Annotated in this window: 17 protein-coding genes; 2 read left to right on the forward strand and 15 right to left on the reverse strand. The window is 72.5% G+C overall.

Features of this window, described 5'->3' with window-relative positions:
- Positions 1-42: 42 nt before the first annotated feature.
- From AC6H2I_RS06950 to AC6H2I_RS07020, 15 genes are all read right to left on the reverse strand, one after another.
- Positions 43-741, reverse strand: coding sequence for a hypothetical protein (locus AC6H2I_RS06950; protein WP_497499861.1), 699 nt, complete (start codon positions 739-741; stop codon positions 43-45).
- Positions 742-925: 184 nt separating this feature from the next.
- Entirely contained in the window at positions 926-1636 is a 711-nt protein-coding gene (locus tag AC6H2I_RS06955) for an ABC transporter ATP-binding protein (RefSeq protein WP_497499862.1), read from the reverse strand.
- Entirely contained in the window at positions 1633-2400 is a 768-nt protein-coding gene (locus tag AC6H2I_RS06960) for an ABC transporter ATP-binding protein (RefSeq protein ID WP_497499863.1), read from the reverse strand. Before AC6H2I_RS06960 ends, AC6H2I_RS06955 begins: the two co-directional genes overlap by 4 nt.
- The gene (locus tag AC6H2I_RS06965; protein ID WP_497499864.1) at positions 2393-3451 is read right to left on the reverse strand and encodes a branched-chain amino acid ABC transporter permease; all 1059 of its coding nucleotides are present in this window, start codon (positions 3449-3451) and stop codon (positions 2393-2395) included. Before AC6H2I_RS06965 ends, AC6H2I_RS06960 begins: the two co-directional genes overlap by 8 nt.
- Complete coding sequence (locus AC6H2I_RS06970) at positions 3444-4364, reverse strand: branched-chain amino acid ABC transporter permease (RefSeq protein ID WP_497499865.1); 921 nt, start codon at positions 4362-4364, stop codon at positions 3444-3446. The genes AC6H2I_RS06965 and AC6H2I_RS06970 overlap by 8 nt, the downstream gene beginning before the upstream one ends.
- Before the next feature lie 32 nt (positions 4365-4396).
- A complete protein-coding gene (locus AC6H2I_RS06975) occupies positions 4397-5578 on the reverse strand; it encodes an ABC transporter substrate-binding protein (protein ID WP_497499866.1) in 1182 nt (393 codons plus the stop codon).
- Positions 5579-5736: 158 nt separating this feature from the next.
- Positions 5737-6123: a type II toxin-antitoxin system VapC family toxin gene (locus AC6H2I_RS06980; protein WP_497499867.1), complete on the reverse strand. Its 387-nt coding sequence runs from the start codon at positions 6121-6123 to the stop codon at positions 5737-5739.
- Positions 6120-6365, reverse strand: coding sequence for a type II toxin-antitoxin system Phd/YefM family antitoxin (locus AC6H2I_RS06985; protein WP_497499868.1), 246 nt, complete (start codon positions 6363-6365; stop codon positions 6120-6122). The genes AC6H2I_RS06980 and AC6H2I_RS06985 overlap by 4 nt, the downstream gene beginning before the upstream one ends.
- A gap of 94 nt (positions 6366-6459) precedes the next feature.
- On the reverse strand, positions 6460-7932 hold the full coding sequence (gene xylB / locus AC6H2I_RS06990) for a xylulokinase (protein ID WP_497499869.1): 1473 nt from the start codon (positions 7930-7932) through the stop codon (positions 6460-6462).
- A 39-nt stretch (positions 7933-7971) separates the two neighbouring features.
- Complete coding sequence (xylA, locus tag AC6H2I_RS06995; RefSeq protein ID WP_497499870.1) at positions 7972-9276, reverse strand: xylose isomerase; 1305 nt, start codon at positions 9274-9276, stop codon at positions 7972-7974.
- A 29-nt stretch (positions 9277-9305) separates the two neighbouring features.
- Positions 9306-10481 carry a Gfo/Idh/MocA family protein gene (locus tag AC6H2I_RS07000; RefSeq protein ID WP_497499871.1) on the reverse strand — a complete coding sequence of 392 codons (1176 nt, stop codon included), beginning with the start codon at positions 10479-10481 and terminating at the stop codon, positions 9306-9308.
- Positions 10482-10491: 10 nt separating this feature from the next.
- Positions 10492-11547 (reverse strand): sugar phosphate isomerase/epimerase family protein, encoded by a 1056-nt coding sequence (locus AC6H2I_RS07005; protein ID WP_497499872.1) that lies wholly within the window; start codon positions 11545-11547, stop codon positions 10492-10494.
- Between the two features lie 149 nt (positions 11548-11696).
- Positions 11697-12653, reverse strand: coding sequence for a substrate-binding domain-containing protein (locus AC6H2I_RS07010; protein WP_497499873.1), 957 nt, complete (start codon positions 12651-12653; stop codon positions 11697-11699).
- Between the two features lie 78 nt (positions 12654-12731).
- On the reverse strand, positions 12732-13736 hold the full coding sequence (locus AC6H2I_RS07015) for an ABC transporter permease (protein WP_497499874.1): 1005 nt from the start codon (positions 13734-13736) through the stop codon (positions 12732-12734).
- On the reverse strand, positions 13717-15285 hold the full coding sequence (locus AC6H2I_RS07020; protein ID WP_497499875.1) for a sugar ABC transporter ATP-binding protein: 1569 nt from the start codon (positions 15283-15285) through the stop codon (positions 13717-13719). Before AC6H2I_RS07020 ends, AC6H2I_RS07015 begins: the two co-directional genes overlap by 20 nt.
- Before the next feature lie 208 nt (positions 15286-15493).
- On the opposite strand from AC6H2I_RS07020, the gene AC6H2I_RS07025 reads away from it, so the two are divergent.
- Entirely contained in the window at positions 15494-16687 is a 1194-nt protein-coding gene (locus AC6H2I_RS07025; RefSeq protein WP_497499876.1) for an ROK family protein, read from the forward strand.
- 32 nt (positions 16688-16719) lie between these two features.
- Positions 16720-17100, forward strand: coding sequence for a VOC family protein (locus tag AC6H2I_RS07030; protein ID WP_497499877.1), 381 nt, complete (start codon positions 16720-16722; stop codon positions 17098-17100).
- The last annotated feature ends 121 nt before the right edge of the window (positions 17101-17221 follow it).

Below are 17221 nucleotides of genomic sequence, written 5' to 3' on the forward strand. Positions count from 1 at the left end.
CAGCGGATCGCCGCGGCGCCGGCCGGCCGGCCGGGGGCGCCGTCAGTCGACGGTGCCGACCTGGGCGATCTCGCCGGCCCGCAGCTTGGCCATCAGCCGCTCCTCGAAGCCGGGATCGCGGCCGATGTGGACGCCCAGGTCGCGGAGCTTCTGATTCTCCATGATGTCGCGGCCGGTGGCGATCTGCACGCCGGGGTGGCCGACCGGAATCGGGATGCCGCCGCGCGCCCGGTCCGCCTCGCTGCGCTCGATCCCCAGCCAGACCTCCTGGCGGCGCGCCAGCAGCCGGACCTGCTCGCCGGGCTGGGGGATGCCCGGCTTGTGGAGCGCGGCGTCGATGTCCGCCAGCTCCGCCGTCTCGGCTTCGGTCAGGCTGGCCTGCCGGTCCTCGGTGAAGCGGCGCTGGCGGACATCGACCAGCGCCAGATCGAGGGCGCTTTCCACCGTGTGGGTCGTGATCTTCCCCTGCCCGTGCAGGTCGAGCAGGCTGGTGCGGGTGTCCTCGCTCAACGCCGAGAAGGCCGCGAGATGATCGCGGTCGAGGTCGAGGAGGAGCGGCTTGACCGCCACCGTGTCGGCCGCCCGCGGCGGCGCGGCCGAGGCGGTCTGGGCATGGGCGTAGGCGGTGGCGGCGGCGGACCCGGACGCGGTCGGGACCGGGCGCAGTCCCGACAGCGCGGTCAGGCTTCGGTGGTCCGACGGCGGAAGGTGAACCAGGCCGATGTTGGTGAAGGACAGCATGGCGACGCTCCGGTGATCAGCCGGGGTGGCGGCGGCCGCCCCGGCACCGGGAGTCGTGTGCAAACGATGGGCCAGGGATCGCCCGTGCCGCGGCCAGGATGGCGGCCCCCCGCCGGCGCCGGCCCCGGGCATCCGGGGCCGGCGGGGTGGCAGAATGTGCCGCCGGGGCGGCACATCGTGCCGGTCACACCCCCAGGTAGCGGCCGCGCAGGGCGGGGTCGGCACGGAAGGCGGCGGAATCGCCGTTCCACACCGTGCGGCCCTTTTCGACGACGTAGTGACGGTCGGCGAGGCCGAGCAGGGCATCGACGTTCTTGTCGATCACCAGGATCGCCTGGCCCTCCCCCTTGAGCGCGCGCAGGCAGGCCCAGATCTCCTGGCGGACCAGGGGCGCCAGCCCCTCCGTCGCCTCGTCGAGGATCAGCAGCACCGGGTTGGTCAGCAGGGCGCGGCCGATGGCCAGCATCTGCTGCTCGCCACCGGAGAGCTGGTTGCCCAGGTTGCCGGCCCGCTCCCGCAGCGGCGGGAACAGGGCGTAGACCCGCTCCAGGGTCCATGGATCGCGGGCCTTGCGCGGGTCGGCGGCGGTCGCCACGAGGTTCTCGCGCACCGTCAGGTTGGGGAAGATCTGCCGCCCCTCCGGCACCAGGCCCAGCCCGGCGCGGGCGATGCGGAAGGAGGGCAGGCCGCGCACCGGCCGGCCGGCGAAGCGCACGGCCCCGCCGCACGGCGGGGTCAGCCCGCAGATCGAGCGCACGGTGGTGGTCTTGCCCATGCCGTTGCGGCCCAGCAGGGTCACCACCTCGCCCTCGCCGACCCGCAGCGCCATGCCGAACAGCACCTGGCTGGTGCCGTAACGGGTCTCCAGCCCCTCCACCTCGAGAAGCGCGTTCACCCCTCCTCCCCCAGATAGGCCGCGCGCACCGCGGCGTCGTTGCGGATCGCCTCGGGGCTGCCCGAGGCGATCAGGCGGCCGTAGACCAGCACCGAGACGCGGTCGGCCAGCGCGAACACCGCGTCCATGTCGTGCTCCACCAGCAGGATGGCGTAGCGGCCCTTGAGGCCCTGGAGCAGCGCGACCATGGCCCGGCTCTCGTCCGGCCCCATCCCGGCCATGGGCTCGTCCAGCAGCAGCAGGCGCGGCGCGCCGGCCAGCGCCATCGCCAGCTCGAGCTGGCGGCGCTCGCCGTGGGACAGGCGGGCGACCGGGACCTCGGCGCGCGCCGCGAGGCCGACCGCGGCCAGCGCCGCCCGCGCCGGCCCGGCCAGCGCCGGGTCGCCGTCGGCCGGGCGCCAGAAGCGGAAACTGTGCCCCTGGTGGGCCTGCACCGCCAGCGCCACGTTCTGCAGCGCGGTGAAGCGGGCGAACACGCTGGTGATCTGGAAGGAGCGGGCCAGCCCGGCGCGCGCCCGGGCGTCGGCGCTCCAGCCGGTGACGTCGCGCCCGGCGAAGCGCACCCGCCCGGCGTCGGGCGCGATCTCGCCGGCGAGCTGGCCGATCAGGGTGGTCTTGCCGGCCCCGTTGGGGCCGATGACGGCGTGCAGCTCGCCCGGCGCCACCGCCAGCGACACCGCGTTGGTGGCGATCAGACCACCATACGCCTTGCGCAGGGCGACGGTCTCCAGCATGGCGGGCGCCGGCGCCGACCGGTCAGCCATGGCCGCCCTGCCCGCCATCGCCGGCCCGTGGCCCGGCGATCCAGCCCCACAGCCCGCCGCGGGCGTACAGCACGACCAGCAGAAGGGCCGGGCCGAGCACGACCTGCCAGTGTTCGGTCCATTCCGCCAGCACCTCCTCCAGCAGCAGGTAGGCGGCGGCGCCCACCACCGGGCCGACCAGGCTGCCCATGCCGCCCAGCAGGGTCATCACGATCAGTTCGCCCGAGCGGTGCCAGTTGATGTAGGCCGGGCCGGCGAAGGTCGCGGCGTTGGCCAGCAGCGCCCCGGCCAGCGCGCCGAAGGCGCCGGCGATGACGAAGGCGGCGAGCCGGTAGCGGGTGGTGGCGAACCCCAGCGCCCGCATCCGCCGCTCGTTGTCCCGGCAGCCCTGCAGCGCCATGCCGAAGCGGCTGCGCACGAGGCGCCGGGCGAACGCCAGGAAGGCCGCCAGCAGGGCGAGGCAGACGTAGTAGAACGTGTTGGTGTCGAACAGGTCGAGCCCGGGCAGCGTGTTGCGGTCGTAGAGGGTGATGCCGTCCTGGCCGCCGTATGTGCGCAGCGACACGGTCAGGAAATACAGCATCTGGGCGAAGGCCAGGGTGATCATGATGAAGTGGATGCCGCCGGTGCGCAGGCACACCACGCCGATCGCCAGCGCGAACAGGGCGCCGAACAGCATGGCCAGCGGCCACGCCACCAGCGCGCTGTTGGTGCCGTGCAGCTCCAGCGGCCAGCTCACCACCGGGCTGCCGTCGCTGACGTGCCAGGCCAGGATGCCGACGGTGTACGCGCCGACCCCGACGAAGGCGGCGAAGCCGAAGCTGACCATCCCGCCGTAGCCGAGGATGAGGTCGAGGCTGGCGGCCGCCAGCGCGAAGATCAGGACGCGCGCGGCGAGATCGACGTAGAAGCCGTTGCCGGTCGCCTCCGCCACCGGCGGCAGGGCGAGCAGGGCGAGCAGGCCGAGCGCCAGGGCGGCGCGCTCGCGGCCGATGCGCGGCGCCCGGTGCGCCGGGACGGCCGGGGCCACGGCGGGATCGCGGTCAGCCATGGGCGGGAAACAACCCCTTCGGACGCCAGGCCAGCACCGCGGCCATCACGACGTAGATCAGCATGGAGGAGAGCGACGCCCCCGCCCCGTCGGCCTGGGCGGGCGGCAGCAGGGCGCGCAGGGCCACGGGCAGGAACACGCGGCCCAGCGTGTCCACCAGCCCGACCAGCAGCGCCCCGGCCAGGGCGCCGCGGACCGAGCCGATGCCGCCGATGACGATGACCACGAAGGTGAGGATCAGCACGCTCTCGCCCATGCCGACCTGGACCGCCAGGATCGGCCCGGCCATGGCCCCGGCCAGCCCGGCCAGCCCCGCCCCGAGCGCGAAGATCAGGGTGTAGAGCAGGACGATGTCGACGCCCAGCGCCCCCACCATCTCGCGGTTGGAGGCGCCGGCGCGGATCAGCATGCCGATCCGGCTGCGGGCAATCAGCAGCCACAGCCCCAGCGCCACCGCCAGCCCGACCGCCATGATGGCGAGGCGGAAGGCCGGATAGGGCACGCCCGGCAGCACCTCAACCGTGCCCGCCAGCCACCCCGGCGGGTCGAGGAAGATGGGCTGCGGACCCCAGACGATGCGCACCATCTCGTTGAAGAACAGGATCAGCCCGAAGGTGCCCAGCACCTGGTCCAGGTGGTCGCGGCGGTAGAGGGTGCGCAGCGCCACCACCTCCACCGCCACCCCCACCAGGGCGGTCAGCGGCAGCGCCGCCAGCAGCCCCAGCAGGAAGCTGTCGAACGCCTGGGCCAGGGTGGCGGTGAGGTACGCGCCGAGCATGTAGAAGGAGCCATGGGCGAGGTTCACCAGGTCCATGATGCCGAACACCAGGGTCAGCCCGGCCGCCATCAGGAACAGCATGAGGCCGAGCTGGACGCCGTTCAGCGTCTGCTCGAACAGGAGGATCGGGTCCATCGGGCGTCCCGTACGCGCGAAACCGGCCCGAGCTACATCGCGCACTCCCCGGCATACGCGTCGGCGTGGCGGATCAGAACCGTGCCGCGCTGGGCGTTGACCAGCCGTCCCTTGGCGTCCTTGACCACCTCGCGGGCGTAGTAGTTCTGGATCGGGAAATGGTTGGTGTTGAAGGAGAACACCGGCCGGACGGAGTCGAAGGGCGCGGTCTCCATGGCCTTGGAGACGGCGGTCTTGTCGGAAAGATCGCCGCCGACGGCGCGCACGGTGGCGTCGATCAGGCGGGCGGTGTCGTAGCCCTGGGCGGCGTAGATCGAGGGCGGCCGGCCGTACGCGGCGTCGAACGCCTCGACGAAGGCCTTGTTGGCGGCGGTGTCGAGGTCGGGGCTCCAGGGCGCCGCGCTGGCCAGCCCGAGGGCGGCGTCGCCCATGGCCGGCAGGATGTCCTCGCTCAAGGTGAAGGCGGAGCCGTAGAGGGTGATGCTGTCCTTCAGCCCGGCCTGGACGAACTGCTTGACGAAGTTGATGCCCATGCCGCCGGGGTAGAAGACGTACACCGCCTCGGGCGCCGCGGCGCGGAGCTGGGCGAGTTCGGCGGCGTAGTCGAGCTGGCCCAGCGGCGTGTAGACCTCGCCGACCACCTCGCCCTTGTACATGCGCTTGAAGCCGGCCAGCGCGTCCTTGCCAGCCGGGTAGTTCGGCGCCATCAGGTAGACGCGCTTGACGCCCTTGTCCTGGGCGAGCTGGCCGACCGCCTCGTGGGCGCTGTCGTTCTGGTAGGAGGCGCTGAAGAAGAACCGGTTGCACTGCTTGCCGGCGAGCTGGGAGGGCCCGGCGTTGGGGCTGACGAACAGCACCTCGGCGCGCTCGAAGCCGGGCATCAGGGCGAGCGCCAGGTTCGACCAGATGATCCCCGTGGCGAAGTCGATGCCGTCGCGCTTGACCATGCGGTCGGCGAGTTGCTTGGCAACGTCCGGCTTCTGCTGGTCGTCCCCTTCGATCACCGTCGCCGGGATGCCGCCCAGGGTGCCGCCCAGCTCCTTCAGGGCCAGGGCAAAGCCGTCGCGGGCGTCGATGCCGAGGCTGGAGCCCGGCCCCGACAGGGTGGTGATCATGCCGACCTTGACCTCGCTGGCCGGCGCGGCGTGGGCGGAAAGCGGCGCCAGCAGGCCCGCGGCGAACCCGAGGGCCAGCGCCCCCGTCCGGATGCTCATATGGTGGACCCCCCTGTTGTCGTCCCCCGCGGGCGGCACGGCCACCCCCGGGGCGCTGATCCTGCCACGTCGGCGCGGCAAACGCACCCCGTTCGGGGTGCGCCGGTCGGCGAAGCGCGACCGGGAGCCGGGCCGGGGCCGGGGCCGGGAAGGGAAAACTAAACCAGCCGCACCGGGCCGGGATACTGGCCGATGATTGGATCGGCGCTCACCAACGTCACGCCGTCCACGGCCGCCTGGGCCACCAGGATGCGATCGAAAGGGTCCTTGTGCAGCGGCGGAAGCGACGCGACGGCGACGGCATGGGCACCGGTGACGGCCAGTTCCTCCCACCCGTGCTCCAACAGGCCGCGGCGCAAAACCCGTGCGTCGACGCGGAAATCCTCACGGCCCAGTCCCTGTTTGATGGCGATCTCCCAGACGCTGGCCGCGCTGAAGAGAAGCCGGTTCCGGTCGTCCGCGATCAGATCCCGGGCGGCCGCCGGCAGGCGGTCCGGCCATCCCGCCGCCCACAACAACAAGTGCGTGTCGAGGAGGAACGTCACCGGTCACCGGTGAAGAGGCGCTCAATCTCGTCGCCGCCCATGCGATCGAAATCATCGGGCACCGCCATGGCGCCGGCAAGGAAGCCCAGCCGCCGGGTGTGGGGGTCGGCTGGCGCGTCCAGCGCCACGACCTTGACCAGAGGCTTGCCGGCCCGCGCGATGATGAATGGTTCTCCCCCGGCGGCCTGCTCGACCAGTCGCGACAGGTGCGTCTTGGCCTCATGCATATTGACCGTCCGCATACGCTCGCACACCCATACCGTGGATTTGGTTCATTGAACTTAGTCCACCGCGGCCCAGGTCTCAAGCCCAGGCAGGCCCAGGTCGACCGGGGCGTCACCCGGTGGCGGTGCGGAAGGTGTCGTGCAGGGTGGCGTAGAGGCTGCGGAACAGGGCCAGGCGGGGCGCCATCGCCTCGGCCAGCGCCGGGTCCGGCTCGTCGACCCGGGCCGCCGGCAGCGGCCGGCACACCGCGGCCGGCGACTCGCCGGTGGCCGCCAGGCGGGCCAGCCGGGCCGCGCCGAAGGCCGGGCCGACCTCGCCGCCCACCGGGTAGACCAGCGGCCGGCCGAGCGCGCTGGCGATGATGCGGCCCCACAGCGGGCTGCGCGCGCCGCCGCCGATGAACTGCATGGCCCCCACTTCGGTGCCCGCCTCCTCCAGCACCTGGAGCCCGTCGGCGAAGGCGAAGGCCACCCCTTCCAGGACGGCGCGGGCCAGCGCACCGCGGTCGGTGGTCGGCGTCAGGCCGAACAGCACCCCCATGGCGTGGGGGTCGTTGTGGGGGGTGCGCTCGCCCGACAGATAGGGCAGGAAGACCAGCGGCCCGATGCCCGGCCCGGCCCGCTCGGCCTCCGCCAGCAGCGCCGCCTCGTCGGTGGCGCCGGTGAGCCGGGCGGCGAAGCTGAGGCAGCTCGCCGCGTTCAGCATCACCGACATCTGGTGCCACTGCCCGGGCAGGGCGTGGCAGAAGGCGTGCACCGCCCGCTCCGGGTTGGGGGCGAAGCGGCCGGTGCTGACGAACAGCACCCCCGAGGTGCCCAGCGACAGGAACGCCTGGCCATCCTCGACGACGCCGACGCCGACCGCCCCGGCGGCGTTGTCACCGCCGCCGCCGGCCACCGGGATGCCCGGCGGCAGGCCCCACGGCGCCGCCACCTCCGGCCGCAGCGTGCCGGTCACCGCCGACCCCTCGTAGAGGCGCGGCATGTGACCCTCGCCGAGGCCGGTCGCCGCCAGGATCTCCGCCGACCAGGCGCGCCGGGCGACGTCCAGCCACAGGGTGCCGGCGCTGTCCGACAGGTCCGACGCCCGTTCGCCGGTCATCCGCAGGCGCAGCCAGTCCTTGGGCAGCAGCACCGTGGCGGTGGCGGCGAACACCTCGGGCTCATGGGCGGCGACCCACAGCAGCTTGGGTGCGGTGAAGCCCGGCATGGCGCGGTTGCCGGTGATGGCGCGCAGGTCCGGCACGCGCCGCTCCAGCTCGACGCACTCCGCCTCGCAGCGGCCGTCGTTCCACAGGATGGCCGGGCGCAGGACGCGGCCCGCGGCGTCCAGCAGGGTCGCCCCGTGCATCTGCCCGGACAGGCCGACGCCGCGCACCGCGGCCAGCGCCACCGCGTGGTCGCGGCGCAGGGTGGCCATGGCCTCGCAGGTCGCCCGCCACCAGGCCTCCGGGTCCTGCTCCGACCACAGGGGGTGGGGCCGGCTGACCGCCAGCGCGCCGGTGGCCTGGGCGACGACGCGCTGGTCCTCGTCGACCAGCACCGCCTTGACCCCGGAGGTGCCGAGATCGATGCCGAGAAACATGCTGTCCTCCCTCCCTGCCGCGCCCCGGCGCGGAGAGCGTCAAACGTACCGGTTCACCAGGTTCTCCAGCATCTCCTGGCGGCCGGAGCGCGGCTTCGGGTCGAGGCCGCGGCCGGTGTCGGCCAGCTCGGCGAGCGAGGCGCCGCCCTGGATGCGCCGCCCGAGATCGCCGTCCCAGCCGGCGTAGCGCTCGGCGACGTGGGTCTTGAGCTTGCCATCCTCCACCAGCCGCGCCGCCGCCAGCAGCGCCCGCGCCAGCGTGTCGATGCCGCCGACATGGGCGTGCACCAGGTCGAGCGGGTCAATGCTCTGGCGGCGGATCTTGGCGTCGAAGTTGAAGCCGCCGGTGGTGAAGCCGCCACCCTCCAGGATGCGCGCCATGGCGGTGGTGAGGTCGACGTGGTCGTTGGGGAACTGGTCGGTGTCCCAGCCGTTCTGCGCGTCGCCCCGGTTGATGTCGATGGAGCCGAAGATGCCCAGGGCCAGGGCCGTCGCCACCTCGTGCTCGAAGCTGTGGCCGGCCAGGGTGGCGTGGTTCACCTCGATGTTGACGCGGACCTCGTCCTCCAGCCCGTAACGCTTGAGGAAACCGTAGACGGTGGCGACGTCGTGGTCGTACTGGTGCTTGGTCGGCTCCATCGGCTTGGGCTCGATCAGGATGGTGCCCGGGAAGCCGATCTTGTGCTTGTGCTCCACCACCAGCGACAGGAAGCGGCCGAGCTGGTCGAGCTCGCGCCCCATGTCGGTGTTGAGCAGCGTCTCGTAGCCCTCGCGCCCGCCCCACAGCACGTAGTTGACACCGCCCAGCCGGTGGGTCGCCTCCAGGGCGTCGCGCACCTGGGCGGCGGCGCAGGCGAACAGCTCCGGATCCGGGTTGGTGGCCGCCCCGCTCATGTAGCGGGGGTGGGAGAACAGGTTGGCGGTGCCCCACAGCAGCTTCACCGGGCTGGCCGCCATGCGCGCCTCGATCTTGTCGAGCATGCGCGCGAACGCGTCCTGGGTCTCGGCCATGGAGCCGAGGTCGGGGGCGACGTCGCGGTCGTGGAAGGTGAAGAAGGGCACGCCCAGCGTCTCGAACAGCTCGAACGCCACGTCGAGCTTGAGCTCCGCCAGGGCCATGGGGTCGCCGGGCTGCATCCACGGCCGGTCGAAGGTGCCGGGGCCGAACGGGTCACCGCCCGGCCAGCAGAAGCTGTGCCAGTAGCACACCGCCATGCGCAGGTGCTCGGCCATGGGCTTGCCGAGCACCAGTCGCTCGGGCTGGTACCAGCGGTAGGCCAGCGGGTTGGCGCTGTCCGGCCCCTCGTAGGGGACGGCGCCGATGCCGAAGAAGGAGTCGGTCATGTTGAAGGTGTCCTCTGGTGCGGGGGCGGTCACAAGGCGGTCCAGGCGGCGCCGGCACGGCTGCTGGCCACCGCGGCGTGGATGAAGCGCACGCCGCGCACACCGTCGCGCACGCCCGGCACCAGCAGGGCCTGGGGGTCGGGCGCGCGGCCGGCGCTGCGGGCGGCGATGAGGTCGGCGACGTCGCGGTAGAGCACCGCGAACCCCTCCAGATAGCCCTCGGGGTGGCCCGAGGGGATGCGGGTGGCATGGCCGGCCGCGGCGTCGGCGCCGGGGCCGCCGCGGGTGACGGTGCGCGGCGGCTCGCCGAAGGGCGCGACGCGCAGGTGGTTGGGCTGCTCCTGGAACCACTCCAGGCCACCGGTCTCGCCGTAGACCCTGAGGCGCAGCCCGTTCTCGTTGCCGGGCGCCACCTGGCTGGCCCAGAGAAGCCCGCGCGCGCCGTTGGCGAAGCGCAGCATCATCTGCGCGTTGTCGTCCACCGGCCGGCCGGCGACGAAGGTGGTCAGCTCGGCCGCCAGCTCGGCGACCGGCTGGCCGGCGACGAACTCGGCGAGGTTGAAGGCGTGGGTGCCGATGTCGCCGATGCAGCCGCCGACCCCGCTGCGCGCCGGGTCGGTGCGCCACGCCGCCTGCTTCTGGCCGCTGTCCTCCAGGCGCTCCGTCAGCCAGTCCTGGGGGTATTCCACCTGGACCACGCGGACCGCGCCGATCGCCCCGGCGGCAACCATGGCGCGCGCCTGGCGGACCATGGGATAGGCCGTGTAGTTGTGGGTCAGCGCGAAGACCAGGCCGCTGGCCTCCACCGCCGCCGCCAGGTCCTCGGCGTCCTCCACCGTGGTGGTCATCGGCTTGTCGCAGATGACGTGGACACCGGCGTCGAGGAAGGCGCGGGCGGCGGCGTGGTGGAGGTGGTTCGGGGTGACGATGGCGACCACGTCGATGCCGTCGGGGCGCGCCGCCTCGGCCTGCGCCATCGCGTGGAAGTCGGCGTAGCAGCGTGCCGGGTCCAGCATCAGGTCGGCGCCGCTGTCGCGGGCCCGCTGCGGGTCCGACGCCAGCGCCCCGGCCACCAGTTCGTAGCGGTCGTCGAGGCGCGCGGCGATGCGGTGGACGCCGCCGATGAAAGCGCCGCGCCCGCCGCCGACCATGCCGAGGCGCAGGCGCCGCGTGACGCCGGCCCCTTCCTTGCCTTCGATGGTCATGGTGCCCTCCTCATGCGATGCCCAGGATGCGCCGGTTGGCGGCCTGGTCGGTGCCGGTGCCGGCGAAGTCGTCGAAGGCCTTCTCCGTCACCCGGATGATGTGGCTGTCGATGAACGCAGCCCCCTCGGCCGCCCCCTGCTCGGGGTGCTTCATGCAGCACTCCCACTCCAGCACCGCCCAGCCGTCGAAGCCGTACTGGGTCAGCTTGGAGAAGATGCCGGAGAAGTCGACCTGCCCGTCGCCCAGCGAGCGGAAGCGGCCGGCCCGGTCGATCCACGGCTGGTAGCCGGAATAGACCCCCTGGCGCGCCGTCGGGTTGAACTCCGCGTCCTTGACGTGGAACATCTTGATGCGCGGGTGATAGACGTCGATGTAGCCGAGGTAGTCGAGCTGCTGCAGCACGAAGTGGCTGGGGTCGTAGAGGATGTTGCAGCGGGGGTGGTTGTCCACCCGCTCCAGGAACATCTCGAAGGTCGCACCGTCGAACAGGTCTTCGCCGGGGTGGATCTCGTAGCAGAGGTCGACGCCGGCGGCGTCGAAGGCGTCGAGGATGGGGCGCCAGCGCCGCGCCAGCTCATCGAAGGCGGTCTCGATCAGCCCCGCCGGCCGCTGCGGCCAGGGGTAGAGGAAGGGCCAGGCCAGCGCGCCGGAAAAGGTGACGTGCGCGCTCAGCCCCAGGTTGGCCGAGGCCTTGGCCGCCTTGAGGAGCTGGTCCACCGCCCAGGCCTGGCGCGCCTTGGGGTTGCCGCGCACCGCCGGGGCGGCGAAGCCGTCGAACGCCTCGTCGTAGGCGGGGTGCGCGGCGACCAGCTGGCCCTGCAGGTGGGTCGACAGCTCGGTCACCGCCACGCCGGCCTCGGCGCAGATCCCCTTGACCTCGTCGCAGTAGCCCTTGCTCTCGGCCGCGCGGTCCAGGTCGAACAGGCGGGCGTCCCAGGTCGGGATCTGCACCCCCTTGAAGCCGAGGCCGGCGGCCCAGCGGGCGATGGCGGGCAGGCTGTCGAAGGGGGCCGTGTCGCTGGCGAACTGGGCCAGGAAGATGGCCGGCCCCTTGATGGTCTTCATGGCGTGTCTCCCATGTCTCAACTCTCCCCCCGGGGGAAAGCGGTCGGCCCTAAGGGCCGGGCGACGGGGGCCGCGTGGAACCGGCGGACGGTCCCGCAGCGCGCCCCACGCCCGACCCGCTCCCCCCCCGGGGGGGAGCGGGCGACGGGTCAGAACGGCGAGTCCGGGTAGTAGTAATCCTTCGCGTTTTCCGGCGTCACCAGGGTGGCGTCGAGGATGTACTCCTTCTTGATCGCGGCCCCCTCCACCAGGTGCTTCGCCGTGATCTCCATGGCGTCGGCGATCATCGACGGCGGGTACAGCACGTCGACCGGCACCAGCCGGTCGTTCTCCATGACGCGCTTGACGATGTCCTTCATGCCGGCACCGCCGACGATGAACATCTCGTCCTCGCGGCCGGCCTGCTTGACCGCCTCGATGACGCCCAGCGCGATGTCGTCGTCCTGGGCCCACACCGCGTCGATCTTCGGGAAGCGGGAGAGGAAGTCCTGCATCACCTTGAAACCGTCGTCGCGGTTCCAGTTGGCGTATTCCTTGGCCAGGATCTCGATGCCCGAGCCTGCCAGCTCCGTCTCGAAGGCGTCGACCCGCTGGTTGTCGATCACGGTGGGGATGCCGCGCAGCACGACGATCTTGGCGCCCTGGCCCAGCCGGCTCTTGACGTATTCGGCCGACACCTTGCCCATCGCCGGGTTGTTGCCGGCGACATAGAGGTCCTGGATCGACGGGTCGGTCAGGCCTCGGTCGACGATGGTGACGAACTTGCCCTGCGCCTTGACCTCGCGGACCGGATCGGTCAGCGGGTCGGATTCGAAGGGCAGGATGACCAGGGCGTCGATGGCGTGGATCGACACCAGGTCCTCAAGGTCGTTGGCCTGGGACGCGGCGTCGCGGGCCGTGGCGATCTGGATGTCCAGGGTGGGGTACTGCGCCTCCAGGCGTTTCTCCGCCTGCTGGGCGTGCCAGTTCAGGCCGCCCGCCCAACCGTGGGTCGCGGCGGGGATGGAGACGCCCATCTTGACGGTGTTCTGGGCCCAGGCTCCGCCGGCGCCGGCGAGGGCCAGGCCGGCGGCGACGGCCGCGGCGGTGGCGTAACGTGCGATCATGGTCGAACCTCCCATTGGTCCGTTGTTGGTCCGGTGTCGGTCCTTCGAGGCCGGGTCTTGTCGGGCCCGGTCGGCGTCTCACCGCCGCCCCGCCGCCCCGCGCTGGAGCAGCACCGCGACGATGATGATGGTCCCCTGGATGGCGCCGTTGAGGTAGACGCTGATGGCGCCGGTCAGGTTGAGGATGTTGTCGATCAGGGTCAGGATCACCGCCCCGGCCACCGTGCCCCAGATCCGGCCGTAGCCGCCCTTCAGCATGGTGCCGCCGATGATCACGGCGGCGATCGCCTCCAGCTCCCACAACAGGCCGGTGGTGGCCGACGCCGACCCCAGGCGGGGCACGTACACCGTCACGGCGATGCCGACGCACAGGCCGAGCAGCGCGAAGGCCGTCGTCTTCACCCGGTCGACGTGGATGGAGGAGTAGCGCGCCACGTCCTCGCTGGAACCGATGGCGGCGCAGTACCGCCCGAAGCGGGTGCGGGTGAGGATCAACGCCCCCGCCGCGGCGACCAGCACGAACACCACCACCGGCACCGGCACGCCCAGCACGTCGCCGTAGTAGACCGGCCGGTAGGTGGAGCGCACCGCGGAGTTGAGCGAGAGGGTGCCACCATCGGCCAGATAGGTGACGAGCGAGCGGAAGATGCCCATGGTGCCGAGGGTGACGATGAAGGCGTCGATGCGCCCCCGGGTCACCAGCAGGCCGTTGACGATCCCCGCCGTCAGCCCCAGCCCCAGCGCCACCATGACGCCCACCAGCACGGTGGCGGGGCCGGGCCCCAGCGCCGGCACCAGCGCGTTCATGGTGACGATCACCACCCCGGCGGCGAAGGCCGCCATGGAGCCCACCGACAGGTCGATGCCGCCGGCGGTGATGACGAAGGTCATGCCGACCGCGATGATGCCGATGAAGGCGGTGCGGGTCAGCACGTTGGCGATGTTGCCGGGGCTGAGGAACACCGGGTTCACCAGGTAGCCCAGCAGGATCAGGGCGGCCAGCGCCAGGAACGGCCCCCACAGCTTCAGGTCCAGGCCCGGCGCCGCGCGCCGGGCCGCGAGGTCAGGCGACGACGGCGTCATGGGCGGTCTCCTTGCGTCCCTTCAGTCCGGTGGCGTAGCGCACGATCTCCGTCTCCTCCAGCGCCGCCCCGGCCAGCGTGCCGGTGATGGTGCCCGAGCGCATCACCACCACCCGGTGGGCCAGCCCGATGATCTCCGGCATCTCCGAGGAGATCAGGACCACCGCGCCACCGCGCCGGGCGAAATCGTGCAGGAAGCGGTAGATCTGCTGCTTGGTGCCGACGTCGATGCCGCGGGTCGGCTCGTCGGCGATCAGGATCTCCGGTTCCACCTGCATGGTCTTGGCGAGCAGGAGCTTCTGCTGGTTGCCGCCGCTCAACGCCGAGACCGGCACGTCGGGATCGCGCACCCGGATGTCGAAGTCCGCCGTGGCGCGCTCCAGCGCGGCGCGCTCGCGCGCCTCGTCGACGAAGACCCGGCCGAAGCGGCGCAGGGCCAGCAGGGTGAGGTTGGGGCGCAGGCCCTGGCGCAGCAGCAGCCCCTTGCCCTTGCGGTCCTCGGTCAGATAGGCGATGCCGGCCTCCACCGCGTCCTCCAGGCAGCCGATGACCAGCGGCGCCCCGTTGCGCAGCACGCTCCCGCGGCCGCGGCCATGGCCGCGCGGGCGCAGGCCCAGCAACCCCTCCATCAGCTCGCTGCGGCCGGCGCCGACGAGCCCGAAGACGCCCAGGATCTCGCCGCGCCGCAGGGTGAACGAGGCGTCGCGCGCCCAGCCCGGCACGTCGAGGTGCCGGACCTCCAGAACCGCCGGGGCGTCGTCGGGCGGCGCCTCCTTGGCCGGGTAGAGGTCGGCGATGGAGCGCCCGACCATGAGCTGGGCGATGCCGTCCTGGGTCAGCGCGGCGGCCGGGCGGGTGGCGACATGGCGGCCGTCGCGCAGCACGGTGACGCGGTCGGCGATCGCCTTCACCTCGGCCAGCTTGTGGGAGATGTAGACGATCCCGACGCCCTGGGCGGTCAGGCGGCGGATCAGGCGGAACAGCACCTCGGTCTCGGCCCCGGTCAGCACCGCCGTCGGCTCGTCCATGATCAGCACGCGCACCTCGCGCGACACCGCCTTGGCGATCTCCACCATCTGCTTTTCGGAGACGGAGAGGTCGCGCACCCGGGTCCGCGGATCGACCCGGCATTCCAGGCTGTCCAGCACCGCGCGCGCCGTCGCCTCCATGGCGCGGCGGTCCAGGAAGAGGCCACGCCGCAGCTCGCGGCCGAGAAAGATGTTCTCCTCGACGCCCAGATGCTCGGCCAGGTTGAATTCCTGGTGGATGAGGACGATGCCCAGCGCCTCGCGCGCGCCCGGCCCGTCGGCCGGCGCGGTGGCGCCGTCCACCGTCACCCGCCCCGCCGTCGCCGGCAGGTAGCCGGCGAGGATCTTCATGAGGGTCGACTTGCCGGCGCCGTTCTCGCCGACCAGCGCGTGCACCTCGCCCGGCCTGACGTCGAAGTCGACGCCGAACAGGACGGACACCGGCCCGAAGGACTTCGAGACGCCGTGCGCCGCCAGGACCGCGTCGGGCATGGCCGGACCGGGTGATTCCGTGTCGTTCATGGGCTCCTCCCTCCCACGGGTGTTCGGCCGGACCGCAGTCATTGGTTCGTGCTGCGAATTGGATAGACGGTCGAACTAATTTGACGCTACGCTTCCTTCCGGGCGACGTCAACCCGCTTCGGCGGCCGGACGGACCCAGGGCGGGCGGTGCGACGCCACCCGCCCCGGTCGGTCCGGCCGGAGGCGGCACCCCGAGGAGAGAACGCGCATGCGCCCGAGCGTCAACTCGGCGGCGATCCGCCGGCTGAACCTGATCCGCATCTTCCATGCGCTGCGCGAGCACCCCAACTGCTCGCAGCGCGACCTGGTGCAGTGGACCGGGCTGGACAAGGCGACCACCTCGGCCATCGTCGCCCAGCTCATGGATGAAGGGCTGGTGATGCGCAGCGAGCAGCGCCCGGCCACGGTGCGCCGGGCGCGCCGCGTCGGCCGCCCCGAAACCGCGCTGGCGATCGATCCGGCGGCCGGCCTGCTGGTGGGGGCGCGGCTGGAGCCGGTGACCATCCGCATCCTCACCGCCACCCTGGCCGGGACGGTGCTGGGCCAGGTGCAGATCGCCGGCAGCCGCGACATCGACGAGGCGCTGCGGCGCCTGCACGCGGGCATCGACCGGGCGGTCGCGGCCAGCGGCGGCGGGCGTCCGGTGCGCGGCATCGGCATCGGCCTGCCCGGGCTGATGGACCGCAGCGGGCGCCTGATGCTCGCTCCCAATCTGGGCTGGCGCGACGCGCCGATCCTGCCGTTGCTGCAGGGCACCCTCGACGCGCCGGTCTACGTCGACAACGACACCAAGGCGGCAGCCCTGGCCGAGCGGCTGTTCGGCGCCTGCCGCGACGTCGAGGACTACCTCTACGTCACCGGCCACTCCGGGGTCGGCGGCGGGCTGTTCCTGGGCGGGCGGCTCTACCGCGGGGCCTCGGGTTTCGCCGGCGAACTCGGGCACGTCACCGTGGTGGCCGACGGCGCGCCGTGCGGCTGCGGCAAGCGCGGCTGCCTGGAGGCCTATGTCTCGGAATCGGCCATCGTGCGCCGCCTTGCCGACCTCGGCCTGCCCTTCGCCGACCTGGCCGAGGTCGCGGCGGCGGCGGCGGCCGGCGACGGCGCGGTGCTCGCCCTGCTGGAGGAGGTCGGCGGCCATCTCGGCCTGGCGCTGTCCCATGTCGCCAACCTGCTGAACCCGTCGCTGGCGGTGTTCGGCGGCAGCCTGTCGCTGGTCGCCGACTGGGTGCTGCCGGCGGCGGAGCGCGCGATGGACCGCCACACCCTGGGGCCACCGCGCCAGGGCCTGCGGCTCATGGTGTCGCCGCTGGGCGCCGACGCCGTGCCGATCGGCGGCATCGCCCTGGCCATGGCCGGATTCCTCGACGCCCATGACGAAGTGCGGCCGCTGCTGCACGCCTGATCCCAAGCCCCCCAGCCCGGAGACCCCTTGCGATGCGGATCGAGCACGTTGCCCTGTGGACCGCCGACCTGGAGCGCGCCCGCGCCTTCTACGAGACCTATTTCGAGGCCCGCGCCAACGACCGCTACGAGAGCGCGCGGCGCCCCTTCTCGTCCTATTTCCTCAGCTTCGGCGACGGCGCCCGGCTGGAGCTGATGCAGGCCCCCGACGTCACCGAGGCGGCCGGGCGGCCGCTGCTGGGCTATGCCCACATCGCGCTCTCGGTGGGCGGCAGCGACGCCGTCGACGCCCTGACCCGGCGCCTCGCCGCCGACGGCCACCGCGTGCTGTCCCAGCCCCGGACGACCGGCGACGGCTATTACGAGAGCACCGTGGCCGATCCCGACGGCAACGTGGTGGAAATCACCGCCTGACGCGGGCCCCCGCGTGCGACACGCTGCCGCAAGCGGGCGGTGAACCGGACTCCAGGCTTTCCGCACTGCAAAACCCTGCCGTATCGTCAAGGTCTGGCGAAGAGGCGAGGCGCGGCGTCCG

It is taken from the genome of Azospirillum sp. NS33, from assembly GCF_059703765.1.